Raw genomic sequence first — 22,169 nt, 5'->3', positions numbered from 1 at the left:
AAAAGATATTATCTAAAAACTGAAATAACAACCAGAAAGGGTTTAATATCACATGATTATATCTGATTTAACTGAAAAAAATATTGATACGAGCATCCCCCCATAAAAAATACACAACCCTTGCAAAGCACAAGAATTGTGTATTATCAATCATTTAAAAATGTATGGTATCTAATTATTACAAACTTTCAATTTTTATTCCTACATCATTGCCTAAATGTTTTTTCAATGTAGCAATTACATCTTCCATTCCTTTAGCAAAACGAATGTAGTAAACATGGCCTTTACTTTGTAATTCCATTACAACGTAGCTTTTATTATTAGTTAATGGTGCATTAATAAGCGTAATTTGATCTAAATCTGAATATTTAATAGTTCTTCTAATATAACCACTAATGACAATTCGCTTCTCACCTAAGCCACTTACTCCATCCATTACAGACATTACCAAAAAGACTGCTAATAAAACCGGTGCGCCCGCTTGAGTAATATCAATAAAATTCCAAGAAATGGACACATAGACGAAGACAACTGCCCAAATAATTGAAGAAATACGGTAGCGGCCCGGGTAATCAACAACTGCTTGCCAATACCAGCTGTAAACAATATAGCCAATAATCAGTAAGTCAAAAAGACCATAAAATAAGCTAGTCATAAAATCACCTTCCGTTCCTTTAAATTATATTATAACAAACAAGTGCATTATAATTTAGTTAGATGTTTACTTAAGAAGGTACAAAAATGCAAGAAAATATTCAAGACCTAAAATCTGCTTTAAAACAAGCTCAACATATTGTCTTTTTAACTGGCGCTGGAGTTTCAACCCATTCAAATATACCTGATTACCGTTCTAAATCAGGTATTTATCACGGAACTGAATTACCGCCAGAGATTATTTTAAGTGAAGATACATTGTATCATCAGCCTAATTTATTTTATCAATTTGTAATGAACAACATGTATTTTCCAAAGGCCCAGCCCAATTTCATCCACCAAAAGATTGCAGAGATTTGTAATAAAAAAGGAACTCTAATTACCCAAAATATTGATGGCCTAGACTCTAAAGCTGGCAATAAACATGTAATAGAATTCCATGGAAACTTATATAATATATATTGTACGAAATGTCTTAAAAAACTATCTTATAGTATCTATCAAAAGTCCTATAAACATCAGTGTGGTGGTATCATTAGACCAGATATCGTTTTATATGGTGAAGGGATTGACCAACAAAAACTTGCAAAATCTATCTCTTATATCCAAGAGGCAGACTTAATAATTATTATTGGAACTAGCTTTGTAGTCTATCCCTTTGCCGGTTTATTAGCTTACCGCCAAAAAGACGCTCCAGTTTGGGCAATTAATAAAACCAAAATAGAAGCCTCAAGTATCAGACAAATCAATGGTGATGCCTTAACTATTTTGAAAGACTTGTAAAATATTCTTTCAAAATTACAGCTTGATTATAAAGTGGATCTTTTGCACCATATAAAAAGATAACATCACTCTCTTTTAATTTTTCTTGAATTAATTCTACAAAAGATTTAGTTTCAGGATTTGCCTTAATTTCAGCCAGATATTTTGCTTTAAATTCCGGAAATTTTTGGGGATCGTGATTAAACCACTTACGTAACTCATTGCTTGGCCCCATTTCCTTAGCCCAAACATCTAAATCGGCTTTAACTTTACTAATTCCTCTAGGCCACAAGCGATCTACTAAAACTCGGAAGCCCTTTTCTTGTTCATGACTATAAATTCGAACCAATTTTATTTCAGACATTTAGATAACTTCTTTCCCATATTGTATTTATTATTTGTTATAGCAGGTATTTATGAATTATCAAAACTTTTTTCAAAATCGTCCTACAACTGAAATTGCCCAAGACTTGTTAGGAAGAACATTAACATATGAAAATAATGGCGAAATTTTAGGTGGCTTAATTGTCGAAACTGAAGCATACCTTGGTCCAAAAGATTATGCTGCACACTCATATAACGGCCGAAGAAGTCCAGCTAATGAAGGACTATATTGTCCCGGAGGCTACTTATATATCTACGCCCAAAGGCAATACTTCTTCTTCGATATTGCTACACAAGAAAAAGATAACCCTGAAGGAGTTTTAATTAGAGCTATTGAGCCTACGCTAGGAATTAAAACTATGATTAAAAATCGTTCAGGAAAAACTGGATTTTTATTAACTAATGGACCAGCAAAAATGATGCAAGCGTTCGGCGTTACAAGTCGCAAATGGGATCTTCATCCTATTGAAAAAACTCCATTTTCTGTTGATTTAACTACCAAAAAAGCTATCAAAGAAATTGCTTCTGGGCCAAGAATTGGAGTCCGACAAGATAACGATTGGTCAAAACGACCATTACGCTTTTATGTTGCTGGGAATCCATATGTTTCTGACATGAAAAAGAAAAATATTCAAGAAAATAACGGCTGGGTGTTGACAAAGTAATTTTCTTAATATATTCTTAAGCACAGTTAAATAAATAATCCAATGCAATAGAGGTTGCGACAAGTCACAAACATTCCGGAGTCCGCGAAGATTTTGAAGGAATCTAAAGGATTGTCGCCGAAATGATTAACTAATTCGCGTTAGCTAGTTGTTGGGCTACAAGAGCATATCTTGTAGACTGTCCTGGAGTCCCCAGGGAGCGCTATCTGATTTGGTAGATAATACTGATGATTAAACCCTATTGTTTTTAGTGAACAATAGGGATTTTTTTATTGCTCTTTATTGTATTGGCTTTAGTTGATTAATTTTGGAGGTTTTATCAAGTGAAGTCAAAAAATACTTGGCTAGTAATTCTAGCATTTTTAATGGCATCAATTGGATTTTTTGGAAATAACAACCAAGAAGTTCAAGCTGCCAAAAGCAATGGTGTTTTAAGAATTGGGCTGGAAGCAAACTATCCCCCATACAACTGGACACAAACAAACAGTAGCAATGGCGCAATTCCAATTGAAGGTTCAAAGACCTATGCTAATGGTTACGATGTTCAAATCGCTAAGTTAATTGGTAAAAAGTTGGGTAAAAAAGTTGTCGCTGTAAAAACTGAATGGGATGGACTTTTACCTGCTTTAACAAGTGGCAAGATTGACTTAATTATCGCTGGTATGAGTCCAACAGCCGAAAGAAGAAAGGCTATTAACTTCTCAAACCCATACAGAAAGTCAACTTTTGTTGTTATTACTAAGAGTAACAGTAAATATGCTAATGCTAAGAGCTTGACTGATTTTGCTGGTGCAAAGTTAACCGCTCAACAAGGTACTTTACACTACGACTTAATTAAACAATTAAAGGGGGCTGTTCGTGAAAATGCCATGAAAGACTTCGCCGCAATGCGTCAAAGTTTAATTTCTGGCACGATTGATGGTTATGTAGCTGAAGATATTGAAGCTCAAAGTTTCAAGAGTGTTTACCCTAACTCAACTGCCATTAACATCAGCAAGATGCCTGGTTTCCACGTTTCAGCTAGCGATAGCGAAACTTCAATTGGGGTTAAGAAAGGTAATGACAAGCTTTTAGCTCAAGTAAATGCTGCTTTAGCAACTATTTCAAATTCTAAACGTGACCAATTAATGGAAACTGCTGTTAAAGAGCAACCTTCTACTGACAGTGACAAGAAGACCAACTGGTTTGTTTCAACTTGGAACACTTACGGTTCAATGATTCTTGCCGGTGTTGGTATGACACTTTTGCTTGCCTTAGTTGGTACTATTGCAGGTTTCTTTATCGGTTTGGTTGTCGGAGTTATCAGAACTATTCCTACTCCAACTTCTTTACTTAACCGCTGGTTATTAAAGGTTGTTAACTTCTTACTTTCTGTTTATGTTGAAGTCTTCCGTGGAACTCCTATGATGGTTCAAGCAGCTGTTATTTACTACGGAATCGCTCAATTTTGGCACCTTAACTTGAACAGAACTGTAGCAGCTTTAGTAATTGTTTCTATTAATACTGGTGCCTACCTTGCCGAAGTTATCCGTGGTGGTATCATGGCAACTCCTAAGGGTCAATTCGAAGCTGCTAGTGCATTAGGTATGACTCACAATCAAAGAATGTGGAATATCATTTTGCCACAAGCAATTAAGAACTGTTTACCATCAATTACTAATGAATTTATCGTAAACATTAAGGATACTTCAGTATTAAGTATTATTTCTGTTTCAGAATTGTTCTTTGTTGGTTCAACAATTGCCAGTCAAAGCTTCCAATTCTTCCAAACTTACTTGATGATTTCAGCAATTTACTTAGTACTTACTTTCTCAATTACTAGAATTTTCAACTTAATTGAAAAGAAACTACAAGGTCCTAAGAATTACAATCTAATGGCTAACCAAGTCCAAGTCGGTACACCTGAAGAACAAGGAGGAAACAACTAATGAGTGAAAATATCATCAATGTTAATCACTTACAAAAAAACTACGGTGATCACCAAGTATTGCGTGATATTACCTTTGATATAAAAAAAGGTGAAATTGTTTCAATCATCGGTCCTTCTGGTGGTGGTAAGTCAACCATGCTTAGATGTATCAACTTGCTTGAAGAACCAACTAGTGGCGAAATTAACTTCAACGGTAGTGACATTACCAAGCCTGGCTTCAATCGTAACGATTACCGTTCTAAAGTCGGTATGGTTTTCCAACAATTTGACTTATTTGAAAACAAGAACGTTTTACAAAACTGTATGATTGGACAAGAATTAGTCTTAAAGCGTTCAAAAGAAGAAGCAAAAAAGATTGCTTTAGAGAACTTAAAGAAAGTCGGTATGGATCCATTCATTGATGCTAAGCCTAAGCAATTATCTGGTGGGCAACAACAAAGAGTCGCTATTGCCCGGGCAATATCTATGAATCCAGATGTTTTACTCTTTGATGAACCAACTAGTGCCCTTGACCCAGAAATGGTTGGAGAAGTTCTTGATGTTATGCAAAAGCTAGCAACAACTGGTTTAACAATGATTATTGTTACTCACGAAATGGCCTTTGCTAAGCATGTTTCTGACAAAGTTATCTTTATGAGTGATGGTGTGATTACTGAACAAGGCAGTCCTGAAGATATTTTTGATCATCCTCAAGAAGAAAAGACGCAAAAGTTCTTACGTAACTTTAGAAAAGAAGACATTTAATAAAAGATGATATAGAAATAGCTATCCCTAATTGGCAGGGATAGCTATTTTTTATCCTTCAAGAAATTCTGACATATGCTGTGCGTAGGCTTCCATTCCTAGCCAGGCACAAATTTCGATTGCTTTTTGGCATTTTTTTAAATACTTTGTAGCATTCGAGCTTTTATATAGAGCCATATTTTTATAGAAAATAATATTATTTTTATAAAAGACTAAATCGGGAGAACTTGGAATTGCATCAGCTATTGACACCAACTTATCTATTCCTTCATATTCTCCAATCTTAAGTTTTAAAAATAGATTATTACAAATAATTCCTAAAAGGGTTCTCTTAAGCTCTTTAGAAAATGGTGGTTTATATTCTTTTAAAATATCCTGAACAATCAAATTAACACTAAAACAATCGTATAAAGGCATTAAGTTACAAAAAAGCGTTAATTTTTCTTCATTCCAATTCGGAAGACTGAAAACTTTTTCTCTGAGTTGTTCCCGTAGTTTCCAATTTACTGGTTCAGTTGAACTTTTATCAATTTCAAGATATCCACGAGCAATTAGTATCTGCTCTTTTTTTACTTCTTCAGGTAAAAGACTTCTTTCTATCAAGTTAGGGATTTTTTCAAGTGAATCTTTATCGCCATTATAATGAGCAGCCACTATCATTTCATGAAAAAGATTAAGCTGCTTGGCCAAATCTTGAGAATCAAACATTCCAAAAAAATCACTTAATCGGATATTGTTTCTTTTTAGCAGTTCAATCAAATCTTCAGCTGATACCCGATGAGAGCCTTTTTCAATCTTACAGTAGTAAGATGGGCTAATTACATCAGAAGCAAATTCTTTACGTGTTTTGCCTTGTTCGAGGCGAAATTTTTGTAACAACTCTCCAATTTTCATCATCATTCCCCCATTTTTAGGAGTAATGATAATTGGAATTTAGTATGTTTGCAAGTTATATGCACAAAAAGCAAAACCAAGTGTCTATCATTTACTTTTTAATCTAATAACTAAAAAGTAATATATTGCACTTAAAAATAAAGCAAAGCCATAAATATATTGTGTGCTAAGTGAGCCCCATGATTTAACAATCCAGCCTCCAAATATAGATCCGATAGGAATCATAATTGACAAAATACTGTCATTAATGGTTTGAACTCGTCCAAGTATTGCCGAAGAAAAGCTCACCTGCACTAAAGCCTCAAAATTCGTATTCATCATTGTTATCCAAGCTGATGAAATTGCCGAAGATAAAAGCAAAATCCAAATATTTAAGTTGACGGATAGAGGAACTATAAGTCGGAAAATTGCCGCCCCCAAAAAGCAGATTGCTACGAAAAGGCGCATCTCTTTTTTGCTAGCCTTAAATTTTTGAACTAAAAAGGCTCCTAATACTCCTCCAATAGACGATGCGAGTAGTAATTCGCCATATCCGATTATCGAATTATGGATGTAATCTTGCGCAAAATATGGTAAACCAACAGTGAAGATTCCGTAAAAGAAATTGACGACTCCAAGTGGCAAAATTAATTCCAGAATATTTTTTTCTTTTTTTAATGTTTTCCAGCCAATCAGAATGTCATTTAAGTATGAATCAGAGAAATATTCATCTTCCTCGAGGATATCTTTAGCAGATACTGAGATATTTACATGGGCATAAAAGAGTAAAGCCAAGGCGAAAACTAAGGCTGATAAAATCACCGTTGCATCAATAGAAAAGAGGGCAATTATTACAGTTACCCCAGCATCAAGAATCATATCTAGGGTAGTGAAAGTTACTTGAAACAAGCCATTAAACCGTAAAATTTCTCTTTCAGGAACCAGTACTGGCAGTAATTTGTATTGGGCTGGGTAAATTATGGCGGATAAAATAGTTGATGCAATAAATAAAAGCATCAAAACAATTGTCATCAAAAGATTGTGGAATTGTGTTATTAAGGCTAAAAATACCACAATACTAATTAAGGCCTGCAAGATTGTCGAAATTTTAAGCAACTTTTTAATCGAAACGCGGTCGATAATCGGGCCAAACCCAAAAGAAAGCATATCAATTCCTGAAGTAATTGCGAAGATGATGGAAACACTCATTGTCGAATGAGTTACTTGCTTAAAGTACCATAAAATCGCTAGATAAAATAAACTGTCGGCGATGTTAGTAGCGACGCGACCAGCTAAAAGAGTATAAACACTGAGATTTTTCTTTAGTTTTAACATGATTAATTATCTTTCTCTAGTTTATGTTAATAATAAAGGAGATTACTAGAAAGCAAGCTCTTTTGTATCATATTTGTTACATATTTATTTTTGACCAACTTTTTACTACTTTTTCATATCCATACTTTTTCAACATATCCTGAATGTGATTAGCGGATTTATAATCACCTTTAATTAAACACTTAAAGTATATAGCAAAGAATCTATAAATCATAAAATGAAATACATTTTCTGTTAAATCTAAAATAGTCTTGATAGTTTTTTCAACCTTTATTTTTTCTTGAGCTGTAACATAAGTTTTTCTTTCATAACAAATCCCAAGATAGTTCTCTAACAAGCGTAAATATCTTTCTATCATAATCTTTGATATACTTTTATTTTTTTGGATGTACGCTAACAATCTACCAATTAAAAAATCCAGATGTTCCTGAGACCACATCGGCATTGTATTAGCTAGTAATCTCAATAGTTCTGGACGTGTAATCCAATTTTTCCCCTCATCAAATTGCTCATAAATCTCCTTAATTGTCTGTTGATCAATTTGCTCTAGCTTATTCTCAAGATAGGCTACAGATACAATACTCCTCAATTTTAATATTTTGTGCCCAGGCAATACATGCACTTGTTTACAATATTCTTTTAATTGTTGCAAATCTTTCCGATCAAATGTAAACATCATTTTATTCTGTAAATATTCACTCATTTGGTTTTCTTTCGGCATGTAAGTTTCTTTTAACAACTTATAAAATGAAGAGATATCTATTTCATGTAAAAATAATATTTTAGCAAGACTTTCTGCACTGATACCTGTTTGATTACTTTCAACTTTTACATAGAATGGGCGACTAACAATCCCTTCACACATTTGTTTTTGAGTAAGTCCTCTTTCTAATCTAACCTTTTTTAATGCGTCACCTATTGTCATTGCTTTTACCTCATAAATATTATTTTTCTTTAAAAGCTTAATTTATAAATATTGTACAAAAAAATGGTAAAAACAGCACTCACACTGCTTCACTTCAAAATGTCATATCCGCCATTTTCTCTTTCCATCTCAAACTTTTCTATAAAATATTTCATAAATATCCACTATAGAAAGGTTATACAAAATGAAAGTCTTCTTTAAAAACTCAAATTTTCGTCTTTTTGCAACTGGTAGTTTTCTTTCAAGCGCTGGTGATGTTTTATTCTACCTAGCCTTCATGACCTATGCCAGCAACTTAAAAAATTATTCTTTAGCAATTTCCTTAATCGCAATTAGTGAAGCTATTCCGAAGTTTTTCACACTTTTTGGTGGTTACCTTGCCGACAAAACAAGAGATAAATTTAAGAGTATTTTTAACCTTGCCTTAGTTAGATGTATTCTTTATACCATCGTCGGCTTATTATTAACGACCAAAATGAGTGATTGGAATTTGGTAATGTGTATTGCTTTAGCGAACTTTATTTCAGACACCTTTGGTACTTATTCAAGTGGCTTAGTTACACCTTTAATTGTTGCTATCTTAGGTAAGGAAAACTACGCCGAAGGTAGTGGTTTTGCTAATGGTATGTCACAAACAATCTCAATGCTTGCTCGCTTTGCTGGTGCTAGCATGTTGCTATTTATGTCATATTCTTCATTAGCATTTATCAACGCTGCTACTTTTTTAATCGCTGGTATCTTATTTGCTTTAGTTGGTAAACGAGTAAACACACAAAAATTGCCACTTCCTAAATCAAATAAATTAAACTTCTTCCAAACACTAAAAACATCTTTTAAGCAAGTAAAAAAGCAAAACAATCTTTTAACCATGATTTCTATCTTAGTTTTGCTTAACGCTGTCTTAGCGGTACTAATTCCTCTATTTACAATTATTTTGGCAACTCATAAGCAAACCATGCTTATTGGTAGTTACAGCTTTACTTTGGCAATCGGAGAAACAATTGTTGGCGGCGGTATGATTTTAGGTAGTTTATTTGGTCCTACTATCTTCAAAAAGACTTCTGTTTTCTTACTAGCAATTTATTCAAGTATCTTGGCACTTTTTGCTAGTTTAAGTTTGTTCATTAACAATTTATTTGTTATTTTAGGAACCTTTGCCTTGCTAACTTTCTTTGTAGCGACAATTTCTTTAAAAATGAATCAGTGGCTCATTTCTTCCGTAGAATCAAGCATTCTAGGCTCTACTGCTAGCTTATTAAATACCTTGTTAATGGCTAGCGACCCATTTATGACGATGCTGCTCTCAAGTATTACTGCCATCAGCAATGTCTACATCGCTATTTCTGTTCTACTATGCTTTAACGTTTTAGTTATCTTTTTAATCATCACAGCTTATTTGAAAAATAAAGCCTTAAAAGCTAATATCCCTCTTGCTGAGTCAGAAGCTTAAACTAGTTATTTGTATTCTTGCTTTTTAATTATTTATAATGAAAATAACTATTGAAACAGAAAGGATACACTATGACTCACAAGCAAAATAAAGTAGATGCTAGTTCTGGTTCATCTTTTACCGAAAAATTAGAGCAAGAAGCCCCACAAGTTTGGCCTGGTCCTAAAGGTATGATTCCCGTTACTAGTGGCCGCGCTGATGATGCCAATGTCCACAATCGTAATTATTTAGACAATATTTTAGTTGAAATGCGCATCATTGATGCTGTAAAGCCTGATCTAACAACTGAATTTTTTGGCAAAAAATACGCTTCACCAATCAATCTAGCAGCGGTATCTCACTTAAATAAGGTTTTACCTGACAAGAGCCGCAAGCCAATGCAAGAGAAAGTTCAAGCTGCTAAAAGTCAAAATGTCTTAAACTGGATTGGCATGGAAAGTAATCAAGACTACGCCGAAATTGTCAAAAATAGCGGCGATACCGTTAGAATTGTTAAACCTTTTGCCGAACACGAAGACATTATCAATGAATTGCGCTTTGCTCAAGATTTAGGAGCCGTTGCTGTTGGTATGGATATTGATCACGTTCCCGGTGAAGATGGCAAGTATGATGTTGTTGACGGCATTAACTTAGGTCCGGTTACTTTTTCAGATTTAAGAAGATATGCTCATACAACAAACCTTCCGTTTGTTGCTAAAGGCGTTTTATCTGTTCAAGATGCGCTCAAAGCTAGAGATGCTGGTGCTAGTGCAATCGTTGTTTCTCACCACCATGGTCGCTTACCTTTTGGTGTTCCACCACTAAAAATGTTACCCGCAATTAAAGACGCTCTTGCCGATAGCAATATGACCATTTTTGTTGATGGTTCATTAATGACTGGTTATGATGTCTACAAGGCTATGGCTATGGGTGCTGATGGTGTCTTAGTAGGGCGCGCAATTTTATCTGAATTATTGCAAGCTGGCCAAAAAGCCACTGAAGAAAAAATCAAGCTGCTTAACGAGCAATTATCACAAATGATGCTTTATACTGGCATCACTGACACTAAGTCATTTGATAGCAGTGTACTTCATTTTAATTAAACAAAAATAATATTACAAAAGGCTAGGATTTACCTAGCCTTATTTCTTTACTTTAATTCTTCATTTAAATGATTTTGCATTTCAAAAACTTCTGTTTCTAACTTTCCACTTTGCAAGCCATTTTCTACTTGATAGTCTGCATCGTCCATCACACTATAATATTTTTTAAATTTTGGCTCAACATTACCAGAATTTAAAATTGCATTCAACTTTTGAGTTGTTAAGTTGCTCCCCTCGCTTACTAGCATTTTCTTCATTGCCGTACTTTGAGCAATCTTTTTTAAGGGACTAACCCCTTGCGAATATTTAATTAATTCAGTTTGAACATCTTTAGATACTAGTAATTTCATAAACTGCCAAGCGAGTGTAGCGTTGCGACTATGAGAAGAAATTCCAAATGAAACATTAGCTAGCTTAGTTCCCCTTTTTTTACTCATACTTGGCATTTTTATTACATCCCAATTAAAGTTAGAATTTCTAGTTACATGATAAGGATAAGATGTATATGTTCGATATTGCGCCAAAGTCATCGGTGAAAAGGCAACCTTTCCCTGGTCAAACATTGCACTAGTTACGTTTATATTATTATTTAATTGCTCAAGCTCAGTTATCAAATTAAGCCCTTGCATTACTTTATTCGAAGTTAATTGCGATTTAGTACCATCACTAGTAAATAATTGTCCTTGATAGCTATTTACAGCTGCTTGCCAATTAAAATTTTCTGTAACACCATAATAATCTTTTTGACGAAGTTTTTTATTCAATAGCTCAAGCTGTGTTGGTTGCCAGTCAAAATTAGGAATTTTCAGTTTAGCTTTAGCCAGTAAACTAGTATTTACAACCATTAAACTTGGATTTACTTCAAAAGGAAGCGCTAGTTGCTGATTGTGATATTGTCCACTTTCTAATGCAGCTTGATAAAAATCACTCGTCTTAAATTTATCATGTCTAATATAGCCATTTAAATCTAGCAAGGCCCCATCACTTGCTAAAATATTAAAAGTATTTGCTGGTACAATAAAAACATCTGGTTCTGTACCTTTAACTAAGCTATTAGCTAGCCATGAGCGATAGTTGGTCTTAGTTATTCCTGATTCATAGATTACTCGAACGTTTGGATATCTTTTTTTGAACTTTTTAACCACATAATCAATCATGTGGTATGAATCCCCTTGTGGTACATCCCAATAACTACCAGTATATACACCGATTGTTAATGTCTTGGGTTCACTCGAAATTTTAGCAAAATAAGTTACACTTCCCATTAACAACAATAAAAAAATAGTAACTATCATTAACTTGGCTTTATTTTTTTCCATTTTATTCTCCAAAATCTCGAGAAGTTACACCTGTTTGAACGGCCCAAATTGCTAATTGTGTACGACCACGCAAATCTAATTGACTTAAAATTGAGGAAATATAGTTACGAACTGTCCCTTCTGATAAATATAATTTTGCAGAAATTTCTTTATTTGATAATCCTAATCCCACTTGTTGAATTACACGCCATTCATTTTTAGAAAAATGCTTACTTTCTGTTTGATCAACTTGAATTGCATAATTAGATTGGGCCATCTTAGAAAATAATTTGAATACTTTTTCAGCAATATTAGGATTAATCATTGCACCTCCCTGATAAACTGTTTCAATTGCTTGATAAAGTTGATCATTGGAAACTCCCTTTAATAAGTAACCTGAAGCGCCATATTTTAAAGCACTAAAAATAAAATCATCATCATCAAAAGTAGTCAAAATTATTACTTTAATTTCTGGATACTTACTTTTTACATATTTAGTGCATACAGTTCCGTCCATTTTTGGCATTCTCACATCCATCAAGATAACATCTGGACGTTCTTTTTTTATTGCGTCCAAAACTTCTTCGCCATCTGCTACTGTTGCAGTTACCTTAAATTTAGGATTAGCTTCTAAGATAATTTGAATAGAACTTCTGATTAACTCTTGATCATCTGCAATTAAAACTTTAATCATGGTTTGCTCCTTCCTTGGGAATTTCTACTTTTATCTCGAATCCATCCCCACTCTTAAATTCAATGTGTCCGCCAATAATTGCCACACGTTCTTTCATTTGTGTTAAACCAAATCCTGGCTTTATTTTACTGCAACCTGAGCCATTGTCTTTTATTAAGATCTGATAATTTTTATTTACTAAAAAATGAATACTTACTTGACTAGCATGACCATGTCTTAACGCATTAGTTACACTTTCTTCCACAATTCTGAAAATCACATCTTCCGTTGTTTTTTCAAATTCTGCACTCCCCCATTCATATTGAAAATCAAACTTCATTTGTGATAATTCTGAATACTCACTTAACATCTTCTTTAGTGCTGCTTGCAAAGTATAATTTTCTAATGCTCCTGGCCTCAACTTATTTAATGCTGCTCGAATCCCTTCAAGTCCCTGCTTTACTACTTGAGAAACCTTAGTTAGTTGCTCTTTGGCCTTCTCAGGGTTTAAATCGATTAAAACTTTAGCTGCATCCACACCTGCAATAACACCAGTTAAGGCATGACCAACTGAATCATGCAAATCACGTGCAATTCTTTTTCTTTCGCGATCTTCAGCGATATGACTAGATAAAGCTGCATAATTTTTCAATTCTAAATTTGTTTGTGCTGCTTTAGCTAATTTCTCTTTTATCTCGTATTCACGATTATGAAGATAAATTGCGTACAGTACCAAGATTCCCATAAAGATAATCAGATTAACAACATTTAAGACATTACTTATCAAAATTACTGTCGTCTTTGTAGCTAGTGGTAAAAACTCAATATAAGTATCTAATTGAGGTATATTAGAAATATTTTCAATTAAAACTGTATCTGTCAAAGAAAAAATAACCAAAATAAATACAGCCATCCCTAACCATAAATTAAGCTGTCTGCTTGGTTCTTTATTTCGCAAAGAAATAAATAAATCCACAAAATAAAGTAATATCACACCGTTATAAGTGAATCTTAAATTCCAAAAAACCAAAATAGTCAAAAAGAATTCAATTAACAGTAAACGACTATTATGTTCTTCATCTTTTTTAAAATAATGACGATAAGTCATTACTATTGCTAACAAAAGATAACTCAAAGTACTTGACCAAAAAATAGTCAAAGGGGCACCTGGTAAAAAGTTAATCTTATTTAAGAATTCAAATGACATATTGCTTTGTACAATATAAACACTAGCTAAATAAAAGACTGAACTATTAAACAATACTGCTATTAAATTCAGCCAAACTAGTACCCGTCTAAAAGCAATAAGTTTCTTAAAACTACCCTTCATTATTGCCACCCTGTAACGTTATAATTTTTGATGTTATCCTTGGTAATCAGATGCACTGGTAACTTAATTTTGGACTTAACACTTTTGCCTGCTAATAAGTCATAAGTTAACTTATAAGCTAGCTTCCCCATCTCTTTAGGTGACTGAGCAGCTGTTGCTATTGCATTTTGATTATTCAAAAGTAATTGTTTCATGTTGGCAGAACCATCAACGCTATAAACTCCTACTTGCTTTACTTTTTGACTATCTAATGCTGCAATTGCCCCCACAGCAGCTTGATCATTTAAAGACATAATTGTATCGAAGTCAGCTTGCGTTTTTAACCGCTTTAAAACAGCTGGATAAGCATATTCTGATTGTCCTAAAGTGTTTAATTTACCTACCACATGATAGTTTTTATTAAATAAAGTATCTGTAAATCCCCTAATACGATCATTGGCACTCATGGCACTATAGTGTTCCAGCAGTAAAATATTGGCTCTCTTTTTCTTCTTCATCAAGGCTTTCGCACACAAAACACCAGCTTGATAATTATCAGAAAGTAGTGTTGCATCAACATGAGCCTTATCTGCCATTTGGCTATCTACTACTACAATTTTTATTCCTTTTTTATGTGCCTTATTCAAAATTGCTATTAACTTATTATTATTTCCATCAACAGGATTGATAATAATTGCTGAAGCACCTTTTTTAATAAAGTCATTTATCTGATTAACTTGTTTTTGAGCATCTAATGCTGGATCACGAATTATCAACTTATCGGCTCGAGCATCAACTCGTTTTTCAACTTCTTCATTTAAAACTTGATAAAAGCTATTATTCATTGTCATATAACTTACGCCAATTATCTTTTGTCTTTTTTGGCTTTGAGTAAGAACTGCAAAATAAAAACAAAAGACAATTAACAAAGCTAGCGCTAATTTACTTAATAAAAATAGTTTTGTTTTCTTACTAATTTTCAAGATTCTCTAAGACCTCAGCGATTCCATCATGATTATAATCAGCCGTTATATATGGATAATGCTTCTTTAATTCTTCTGGTGCATTTCCCATTAAGTAACCTTTTCCAACAGTTTTTAACATTCTTTCATCATTATAGTTATCTCCAAAAGCTAGTGTATTACTAATTTCGACATGATAGTAGTCAGACACTCGTTTAATTGAATCAGCTTTCTCTACTCCAGAAGCAACTATTTCTAATAAAGTATCCTTAGATTTAACTAAATATAAGTTACTGTAGCGCTGAGAATAGATTTTCAGTAATTCATCCAAGATATTTTTAGGTCCCATTACCAAAACTTTATGGATGCATTTTAAATTTTCAATTTCTGATACATCAATGGCTTTAGCACACAATTTTACAATTTTTTCTTCAGCTAATAATGCTTGAGTTTTAGGCTTTTGAGTTAACCAACTTAAATCAGAATAAATATTCCAAGTTACACTTGTTAAATCATTTAACTCTTTAACAATTTCTCTAGCTTCGGCTAAAGGAAGAGGCTTGCTATAAATTTGTACTCCTTCTTCATTAAGAATTAAGGCACCATTAAAAGCAGAAAGTGGGCACTTAATTCCTAGCTGCTTAATGACAGTTTGCATCGCCAAAGGACTTCTTGCGGATACAGGAACAAAAAGATTGCCTTTTTTTACTTCTTTTAAAATACTTTCCTTAGTTCTTGGCAAAATTTCTAATTTGTCATTTATCAAGGTACCATCAATATCGCTAAAAATAATCCACATAATTCAATTTCCTTCCATATATTTCCTAATTTAATTGTAACCAGAGTATTCTTCAAACTAAAAGCATTATAAATGTAAGCGCATTACTTAATGACATTTGTCATATGATTTTTACTACTTTTTATGACATTTTTCACTTATGTAATCGCTTACAGTAGATTATAGTAAACTTGTAAATTATGAAAGGAGCAAGTTTATGAAATACTTAGTACTTGTTAGCCATGGCGGTTTCGCCGACGGATTAAAAACTTCACTAGCAATGTTTGCTGGAGATCAAATCAACCGCGTATTTGCTTTAGGACTCGAACCAGGGACTAGCGCAGATACTTTCAAAGAAAAAGTTAATCACTTCTTTGATGAACACGATTTTTCAAATGATGACCAATTTTTTGTTTTAGCTGATATCGTCGGTGGTAGTCCTTTAACTACTTTTACTAGTGTTTTATCAGAACGTGGCTTCTTGGCAAATTCACAAATCTTTGGTGGGACAAACTTAACAATGGCTCTAACTACTTTAGTTTCAATGGATGCTATGGACAAAGCAACTTTAAGTTCAACCATTTTAAGCGAAGCAGGGAATGCTCTTGAAGAATTCAAGGTGGCTGCACCTGAAGATGATGATGATGAAATTTAAGGAGGAATTTTTATGTCAGTATCATTTGTAAGAATTGATGACCGTATGATTCATGGGCAAACAGTTACTCGTTGGGCTAAAGAAATGCCTTGTGATGGTATTATTGCAGTTAATGACGCTGCAAGTACTAATCCCGTTTTAAAGCAAGCATATATCTCAGCAGCTGAAAGTCAAGGAAAGAAAGGTTTTGTTTGGACACTTGATCACTTTAAAGATGTTCAAGAAAAAGTACTTGCTTCTAGCCGTAGATATTTCTTAATTACTAAAAATCCACTTGATATGAAAAAGATTTTAGTAGATATGGGCTTTATTCCCGACGATGTTAAAACAATTATTGTCGGTCCCGGTAATGATCGTCCAGGCGCAATTAAACTTGGCAATAATCAAAGCTTTACTCCTGAAGAAGGTGAAGCTTTTGAAGCTATCAGCAAGGCTGGCTACACAGTTAAGTTCCAATTATTACCTGACGTAGAAATTGGGACTTGGGACAAATATAAGAACAAGTTTGGTTTTTAATCACGAGATTATACGAGGAGAAGAATTATGACTATTAGTTGGCTTCAAGCCATCATCTTAGGTATTTTTGCTAGTTTGTCATCAATGCCTGGGATGGGTGGTACTTCAATTGGTAACTATACATTAGGTCGTCCATTAGTTGGTGGACTTGTCTGTGGGATTGTTTTAGGAGATATTAAGCTCGGGATTGCCTGTGGTGTTGCAATGCAACTTGTTTACATTGCTTTAGTTACTCCAGGTGGTACTGTAAGTGCCGATGTTCGGGCTGTTTCTTATATTGGTATCCCTTTAGCAATGGTTGCTATTCACTCACAAGGGTTAAGTGCTACTGGCGCTGATGCCGCAAACCTTGCTAAGTCTATGGGTACGTTGGTTGGTACTGTTGGTACTGTTTTATTCTACGGAACAGCTACTATGAACTTAGTATGGCAACATATGGGATGGAAAGACGTTGAAAAAGGGAAATTCCACAAACTTTATTTAGTTGACTGGGCTTATCCTTGGATTTCTCACATTTGCTTTTCATTCATTCCAACTTTAATTATGACTAAACTTGGAGCAACTGCCGTTACAGCTTTACGTAACGCCTTACCAATGGATGGTATTCCAATGAAGACCCTATTCACTGTTGGGGCTATGCTTCCATGTGTTGGGATTGCAATTTTACTTCGTCAAATTGTTAACACTCCAGTAGACTTTATTCCATTCTTAGTTGGTTTTACTTTAGCTGCTTCACTTAAATTAAACTTAGTTTCAGTTGCTATCGTTTCATTAATTTTCGCACTTCTTACTTATCAACTCGAAATGGCTCGTGCTTCTAAAGCAATAGCACCAACCACTTCAGATACAAGTGCCGATGACGACGAGGAGGATATTTAAAATGACAGATAGAAAGAAAATTAGTAAAAAGACTTTAAATAAAGCCTTCCACCATTGGTACTACGGTCACTTAACATGTTTCTCACAAGAACACATGCAGACCTTTGGTTATTTAACTTCCATGCTTCCAATTGTCGAAGAATTATATGACAAAAAAGATGACCAAAAAGAAGCTATGAAAACCTACACAGCATTCTTCAATACTGAACCACAACTTGGGTCAATTATAGTTGGTATTACTGCCGGACTAGAAGAAGCTAAAGCTAACGGTGATGCTGTTGACGGTGAAACCATCAATGGTATGCGTGCGGGTTTAATGGGACCTATCGCCGGAATTGGTGACTCCTTGATTGTTGGTACTTTAATTCCAATTCTTTTAGGTATTGCACTTGGTATGTCAACTGGTGGTTCACCAGTTGGTGCAATCTTCTACATCATTGTTTGGAACTTAATTGCATACTTTGGTATGCGTTACCTCTTCTTCAGAGGTTATGAAATGGGCGATAAAGCCGTTGAATTTTTAGTTGGTGCACAAGGTAGTGCAATCAGAAAAGCAATCGGTGTTGTTGGTGCAATGGTTGTTGGTGGTGTTGCCGCAACTTGGGTAAACATTTCAACTGCTTTTGAATTGAAAAACGCCTCCGGCAAAACTTTTTTAAGCTTACAAAAACAATTTGACAGCATTTATCCTGGATTATTAACTGTATTATTCATCTTATTATGCTGGTGGTTAATGTCTAAGAAGAAAATTTCTGCAATTAACACAATGTTAATTTTAGTTGCTATCGCATTCATTGGTGTACTTGTAGGATTCTTCAACCCAGGCCTTAAATACTAATTATATTTTTATTTATTATTACATATAAACTACATCAAACTTCATAAAAAATATCCAAAAGGCGTCAGCTTCTGTGTTGACGTTCTTTTGTTATAAAAGTATTAGCTTTTTTCTTCTTTAATATTGGGAGGATACTATGTCACATGAACAATTAAAAAAAGGCTATGAAACTGAAATAGCTTATCAAAAACATATGCTTCGTAATTTAAGCTATTATTTTGAACTAGCTATTTTAATATCAGCTATTGGAATAGTTATGACTTACTACTTTTGGGGTAAAAATTTACCTATTTTATTATTAGGAATCTTTATAATGGGCATTGGTCTGCTTGCAATGCTAATATTGGCAACAGGCGCAATCCGTGGTAGAAAGAACTTAAATTTAGTCATTGCAGATTATAAAAAGAAAATAAAGACAGCTACAACTAAAGAATAAGAGGTTAGGAAAAATCCTAACCTCTTATTTCTTTATATGCCATATCCATAATTATCCGCTTTTGTTCTGGATATTGCTTAATTAATTCAGCCTGACTAAATAATTCAAAATCTTCATAATCAAATCCAGGAGCTACCATACAACTAACCAGAGCGAATTTACCTTCAGCTAGCTCTGAACCAAAAATAACACCAGCAGGCACAACAAACGATAATTGCTCACCATTGACTAGATTTTTTCCCAGTTTAACTAACTGATAATGGCCATCTGGATATAAACAATGTATTTTTAAGCTAGCTCCATCATGGTAATACCAAACTTCATCATGATTTAACCTATGCAAATGTGACTTAGTTTCAGGCGTTAGCAAAAAATAAATTGAGGTAAAATATTTTCTTTTACCTTCTGCCAACTCATACTCATCTTTTGCTTGATATACTTCTTTAAAATATCCTCCTTCAGGATGAAGGGCTAAATTTAATCTTTCAATATATTCTTTTGCATCCATATTTTTATCTATTTCTTTCGATTAATTAACTTAATAACTAGCCCAGCTAAAACAGTGATTGCAACTGAATTGAGCAAAGTGCTTTGTAAATTATGGCCACTTACGCCATACCAAATTAAGCAAGCTAATAAAATAGCTAATTCTCCTACCCAAAAAGCATATTTTTTAATGAATTCCATCTTAAACTCCTTAAACAGTTATAACAACATTATACCAAGCTTTTGAAGTATAATTTAATTATAAAAATTCATATACATCTATGGAGGCTCCAATGGAAGAAAACACTAAAAACATGCTGGCTGGCTTGCCTTATCATCCTAGCCAAGAATTAGTCACAATTGCTCAGAAGAGTCATCGCTTGTGTCAAGATTTCAACCAGCTCTATGATACTGATATTAAGCGTCATGATATTATTGACCAGCTTCTTGGTAAACACGGCAAGAACACCTATTTTCAAGGTCCAATTTACTTTGATTATGGTGCCTTTACTGAAATCGGTGATAACTTTTATGCCAACACTAACTTAACAGTGCTTGATACTTGCCCCGTTAAAATTGGCAATAATGTCATGATTGGTCCTAACTGTACTTTGGCTACACCACTACATCCCTTACGTTATCAGCAGCGTAACGGTAACGGGAAAACGCATTATGAATATGGTGCTCCGATAACAATTGAAGATAATTGCTGGCTCGCTAGCAATGTTGTTGTGAATCCTGGTGTTACAATTGGTGCTGGCAGTGTAATTGGATCTGGTAGCGTAGTTACTCGCAACGTACCAGCTAATTCGCTAGTTGTAGGTGTCCCAGGTAAAGTAATCCGGAAAATTACTGAAGCTGACAATTTAGATAGTTTTCCTGGGTAGACTAATAAACTTATATATTAACCACACAAAAAATGCACCATATGGTGCATTTTTCTTTGTTAGTAAAATTTTATTTGCCAAAATATGACTTTAAAACAGCAACGCTTTCTTCACGTAAAACGTCACTAATAGCAACACCTAAAGAACCTGAAATGTTGATTAATAAGTCAAACATCTCTGCTCCACGACCAATTTCTGATTTTGGAATAACGCCAGTTACAGTATCAAGTAGTGGTGAATACATAATCGTATTACCAACAAAAAAACAAGATTGCTCCGATTGATAATACCAAACTACCCAGATTAATGAGAGTTCACTTCACAGATGAGGATAATCCTAAGCTACATGACTTCCATTACAATATTAAGGATAATGTAGCACAAAATTGTAATCACTTGGAAATGGAATGATTTAAGCAGTTCATTTAAATCTTTACTTAGAATAAATTGGTAGATTTTCTAAAGTTATATTGCAAAGTAAAAAGAGATATCCTTCAGATATCTCTTTTTGTATGGGTTGTTATATTTCGTTTTTAAATTTTCTTATAAAATCTTATCTTCAGTTTTCACATCAAAGAATGAAGCTTTGTTCAAATCAAATCCTAATTTAATAGTAGCACCTGGTTTTACGAAATCACGAGCATCCACTTTTGATACTAATTCAAAATCACCTACTTTACAGTACAACTGAGTTTCAGAACCGAGCAATTCAGAAACGACTACTTTTGCTGAAACAGTATTTTCAGGGAAGGTATTTAAGAATAATTCTTCAGAATGCATATCCTCTGGTCTTATTCCTAAAATAACTTCATTTTCTTCATAACCTTTCTCAGCTAATTGCTTATAAATACCTTCTGGAACAGGAATTGAAAAGGCATTGTTTAAAACGACTTTGCCCTTTTCTAGCTGGCAGTTAAAGAAGTTCATAGCGGGAGCCCCGATAAAACCAGCGACAAACTTATTTGCAGGATGACGATAAATTTCTAGTGGACTTCCAACTTGTTGGATTTTACCATCTTTCATGACAACAATTCGATCTGCTAAAGTCATAGCTTCTACTTGGTCATGAGTAACATAGATGGTTGTAGTCTTAAGATCTTGGTGTATTTTAGCAATTTCTGCTCTCATAGAAACTCTAAGCTTCGCATCCAAGTTTGATAATGGCTCATCCATTAAAAAGATTGGAGCATCCCGCACAATTGCGCGTCCTAAAGCAACTCTCTGTCTTTGACCACCGGACAAATCAGCTGGTTTACGCTTTAAATATGGTTCAAGTCCCAATACTTTAGCAGCATCAGTAACTTTCTTGTTAATTGTAGTCTTATCAACTTTACGAATCTTTAGTCCAAATGCCATATTTTCAAAGACAGTCATATGAGGATATAAGGCATAATTTTGAAAAACCATCGCAATGTCTCTATTTTTAGGAGCCACATCATTAACAACTTTGTCGTTAATTTTTAAAGTTCCCTTGGTAATATCTTCAAGTCCTGCAATCATTCTTAAAGTAGTTGATTTGCCACAACCTGAAGGTCCAACAAAGACAATAAATTCATTATCTTTAATGTGTAAATCAAAATCAGTTACAGAATAATTTTCAGCTTTATCATATTTCTTATAAATATGATTCAAATCTATCGTAGCCATC

At 33.9% G+C, this 22,169-nt stretch carries 26 protein-coding genes and 1 riboswitch; of the genes, 12 read left to right on the top strand and 14 right to left on the bottom strand.

Annotated elements, in window-relative coordinates; translation table 11 throughout:
• Positions 1-178: 178 nt before the first annotated feature.
• Positions 179-655 carry a hypothetical protein gene (locus FC45_RS04840; protein WP_006585462.1) on the bottom strand — a complete coding sequence of 159 codons (477 nt, stop codon included), beginning with the start codon at positions 653-655 and terminating at the stop codon, positions 179-181.
• An 86-nt stretch (positions 656-741) separates the two neighbouring features.
• Here FC45_RS04840 and FC45_RS04835 point away from each other — a divergent pair, with 86 nt between their 5' ends.
• On the top strand, positions 742-1,437 hold the full coding sequence (locus tag FC45_RS04835; protein ID WP_006588749.1) for an NAD-dependent protein deacylase: 696 nt from the start codon (positions 742-744) through the stop codon (positions 1,435-1,437).
• Here the strand turns inward: FC45_RS04835 and FC45_RS04830 are convergent.
• A complete protein-coding gene (locus tag FC45_RS04830) occupies positions 1,418-1,780 on the bottom strand; it encodes a DUF488 domain-containing protein (protein ID WP_006585461.1) in 363 nt (120 codons plus the stop codon). The two genes, FC45_RS04835 and FC45_RS04830, sit on opposite strands and share 20 nt — an antisense overlap.
• Before the next feature lie 52 nt (positions 1,781-1,832).
• Between FC45_RS04830 and FC45_RS04825 the strand changes: the two genes are divergently transcribed.
• From FC45_RS04825 to FC45_RS04815, 3 genes are all read left to right on the top strand, one after another.
• Positions 1,833-2,465 carry a DNA-3-methyladenine glycosylase gene (locus FC45_RS04825; protein ID WP_006585460.1) on the top strand — a complete coding sequence of 211 codons (633 nt, stop codon included), beginning with the start codon at positions 1,833-1,835 and terminating at the stop codon, positions 2,463-2,465.
• A gap of 40 nt (positions 2,466-2,505) precedes the next feature.
• A riboswitch (Lysine riboswitch) is annotated at positions 2,506-2,678 on the top strand.
• 110 nt (positions 2,679-2,788) lie between these two features.
• On the top strand, positions 2,789-4,393 hold the full coding sequence (locus tag FC45_RS04820) for an ABC transporter substrate-binding protein/permease (RefSeq protein ID WP_006588347.1): 1,605 nt from the start codon (positions 2,789-2,791) through the stop codon (positions 4,391-4,393).
• Positions 4,393-5,139: an amino acid ABC transporter ATP-binding protein gene (locus tag FC45_RS04815; RefSeq protein WP_006585459.1), complete on the top strand. Its 747-nt coding sequence runs from the start codon at positions 4,393-4,395 to the stop codon at positions 5,137-5,139. The genes FC45_RS04820 and FC45_RS04815 overlap by 1 nt, the downstream gene beginning before the upstream one ends.
• 51 nt (positions 5,140-5,190) lie before the next feature.
• On the opposite strand, the gene FC45_RS04810 is transcribed toward FC45_RS04815, so the two are convergent.
• From FC45_RS04810 to FC45_RS04800, 3 genes are all read right to left on the bottom strand, one after another.
• A complete protein-coding gene (locus tag FC45_RS04810; RefSeq protein WP_006588747.1) occupies positions 5,191-6,033 on the bottom strand; it encodes a helix-turn-helix domain-containing protein in 843 nt (280 codons plus the stop codon).
• 87 nt (positions 6,034-6,120) lie between these two features.
• Positions 6,121-7,347, bottom strand: a complete 1,227-nt coding sequence (locus FC45_RS04805) for an MFS transporter (RefSeq protein ID WP_006585456.1) — start codon at positions 7,345-7,347, stop codon at positions 6,121-6,123.
• Positions 7,348-7,423: 76 nt separating this feature from the next.
• The gene (locus tag FC45_RS04800) at positions 7,424-8,272 is read right to left on the bottom strand and encodes a helix-turn-helix domain-containing protein (RefSeq protein ID WP_006588345.1); all 849 of its coding nucleotides are present in this window, start codon (positions 8,270-8,272) and stop codon (positions 7,424-7,426) included.
• Between the two features lie 184 nt (positions 8,273-8,456).
• Between FC45_RS04800 and FC45_RS04795 the strand changes: the two genes are divergently transcribed.
• The gene (locus FC45_RS04795; RefSeq protein WP_006585454.1) at positions 8,457-9,722 is read left to right on the top strand and encodes an MFS transporter; all 1,266 of its coding nucleotides are present in this window, start codon (positions 8,457-8,459) and stop codon (positions 9,720-9,722) included.
• 170 nt (positions 9,723-9,892) lie between these two features.
• Complete coding sequence (locus FC45_RS04790; RefSeq protein WP_006585453.1) at positions 9,893-10,804, top strand: FMN-dependent dehydrogenase; 912 nt, start codon at positions 9,893-9,895, stop codon at positions 10,802-10,804.
• 47 nt (positions 10,805-10,851) lie between these two features.
• Here the strand turns inward: FC45_RS04790 and FC45_RS04785 are convergent, their stop codons facing one another.
• From FC45_RS04785 to FC45_RS04765, 5 genes are read right to left on the bottom strand one after another with little or no spacing between them, the layout of a single operon-like run.
• Positions 10,852-12,123 (bottom strand): ABC transporter substrate-binding protein, encoded by a 1,272-nt coding sequence (locus FC45_RS04785; protein WP_006588343.1) that lies wholly within the window; start codon positions 12,121-12,123, stop codon positions 10,852-10,854.
• A 1-nt stretch (position 12,124) separates the two neighbouring features.
• Positions 12,125-12,796 (bottom strand): response regulator transcription factor, encoded by a 672-nt coding sequence (locus tag FC45_RS04780; protein ID WP_006588342.1) that lies wholly within the window; start codon positions 12,794-12,796, stop codon positions 12,125-12,127.
• On the bottom strand, positions 12,789-14,105 hold the full coding sequence (locus FC45_RS04775) for a sensor histidine kinase (protein WP_006588341.1): 1,317 nt from the start codon (positions 14,103-14,105) through the stop codon (positions 12,789-12,791). The genes FC45_RS04780 and FC45_RS04775 overlap by 8 nt, the downstream gene beginning before the upstream one ends.
• Positions 14,105-15,067, bottom strand: a complete 963-nt coding sequence (locus FC45_RS04770) for a substrate-binding domain-containing protein (protein WP_006585452.1) — start codon at positions 15,065-15,067, stop codon at positions 14,105-14,107. Before FC45_RS04770 ends, FC45_RS04775 begins: the two co-directional genes overlap by 1 nt.
• Positions 15,057-15,845: a Cof-type HAD-IIB family hydrolase gene (locus FC45_RS04765; protein ID WP_006588340.1), complete on the bottom strand. Its 789-nt coding sequence runs from the start codon at positions 15,843-15,845 to the stop codon at positions 15,057-15,059. The genes FC45_RS04770 and FC45_RS04765 overlap by 11 nt, the downstream gene beginning before the upstream one ends.
• Positions 15,846-16,041: 196 nt before the next feature.
• Between FC45_RS04765 and FC45_RS04760 the strand changes: the two genes are divergently transcribed.
• The 5 genes from FC45_RS04760 (at position 16,042) to FC45_RS04740 (ending at position 19,148) form a co-directional block, all read left to right on the top strand.
• The gene (locus FC45_RS04760) at positions 16,042-16,479 is read left to right on the top strand and encodes a PTS sugar transporter subunit IIA (RefSeq protein WP_006588741.1); all 438 of its coding nucleotides are present in this window, start codon (positions 16,042-16,044) and stop codon (positions 16,477-16,479) included.
• 12 nt (positions 16,480-16,491) lie between these two features.
• Positions 16,492-16,995 (top strand): PTS sugar transporter subunit IIB, encoded by a 504-nt coding sequence (locus FC45_RS04755; protein ID WP_006585450.1) that lies wholly within the window; start codon positions 16,492-16,494, stop codon positions 16,993-16,995.
• Between the two features lie 27 nt (positions 16,996-17,022).
• A complete protein-coding gene (locus tag FC45_RS04750; protein ID WP_006585449.1) occupies positions 17,023-17,874 on the top strand; it encodes a PTS mannose/fructose/sorbose/N-acetylgalactosamine transporter subunit IIC in 852 nt (283 codons plus the stop codon).
• 1 nt (position 17,875) lies between these two features.
• Positions 17,876-18,712 (top strand): PTS system mannose/fructose/sorbose family transporter subunit IID, encoded by an 837-nt coding sequence (locus FC45_RS04745; protein ID WP_006585448.1) that lies wholly within the window; start codon positions 17,876-17,878, stop codon positions 18,710-18,712.
• Between the two features lie 136 nt (positions 18,713-18,848).
• Positions 18,849-19,148: a hypothetical protein gene (locus FC45_RS04740; protein WP_006585447.1), complete on the top strand. Its 300-nt coding sequence runs from the start codon at positions 18,849-18,851 to the stop codon at positions 19,146-19,148.
• Between the two features lie 16 nt (positions 19,149-19,164).
• Here the strand turns inward: FC45_RS04740 and FC45_RS04735 are convergent, their stop codons facing one another.
• Positions 19,165-19,656: a cupin domain-containing protein gene (locus FC45_RS04735; RefSeq protein ID WP_006585446.1), complete on the bottom strand. Its 492-nt coding sequence runs from the start codon at positions 19,654-19,656 to the stop codon at positions 19,165-19,167.
• Between the two features lie 8 nt (positions 19,657-19,664).
• On the bottom strand, positions 19,665-19,835 hold the full coding sequence (locus FC45_RS07835) for a hypothetical protein (protein WP_006585445.1): 171 nt from the start codon (positions 19,833-19,835) through the stop codon (positions 19,665-19,667).
• A gap of 92 nt (positions 19,836-19,927) precedes the next feature.
• On the opposite strand from FC45_RS07835, the gene FC45_RS04730 reads away from it, so the two are divergent.
• On the top strand, positions 19,928-20,521 hold the full coding sequence (locus tag FC45_RS04730; RefSeq protein ID WP_006588339.1) for a sugar O-acetyltransferase: 594 nt from the start codon (positions 19,928-19,930) through the stop codon (positions 20,519-20,521).
• A 70-nt stretch (positions 20,522-20,591) separates the two neighbouring features.
• Here FC45_RS04730 and FC45_RS04725 read toward each other — a convergent pair whose 3' ends face one another.
• Positions 20,592-20,765: a hypothetical protein gene (locus FC45_RS04725; RefSeq protein ID WP_006585443.1), complete on the bottom strand. Its 174-nt coding sequence runs from the start codon at positions 20,763-20,765 to the stop codon at positions 20,592-20,594.
• A gap of 299 nt (positions 20,766-21,064) precedes the next feature.
• A complete protein-coding gene (locus FC45_RS04720; protein ID WP_006585442.1) occupies positions 21,065-22,168 on the bottom strand; it encodes an ABC transporter ATP-binding protein in 1,104 nt (367 codons plus the stop codon).
• Position 22,169: the final 1 nt, after the last annotated feature.

Origin of the sequence: Lactobacillus jensenii DSM 20557 (genome assembly GCF_001436455.1) — a bacterium.
In the GTDB taxonomy this organism is placed as follows: Bacteria; Bacillota; Bacilli; order Lactobacillales; family Lactobacillaceae; genus Lactobacillus; species Lactobacillus jensenii.
Note: the sequence above shows the minus strand (reverse complement) of the source record. Positions and strands in the feature narration are given on the sequence as shown.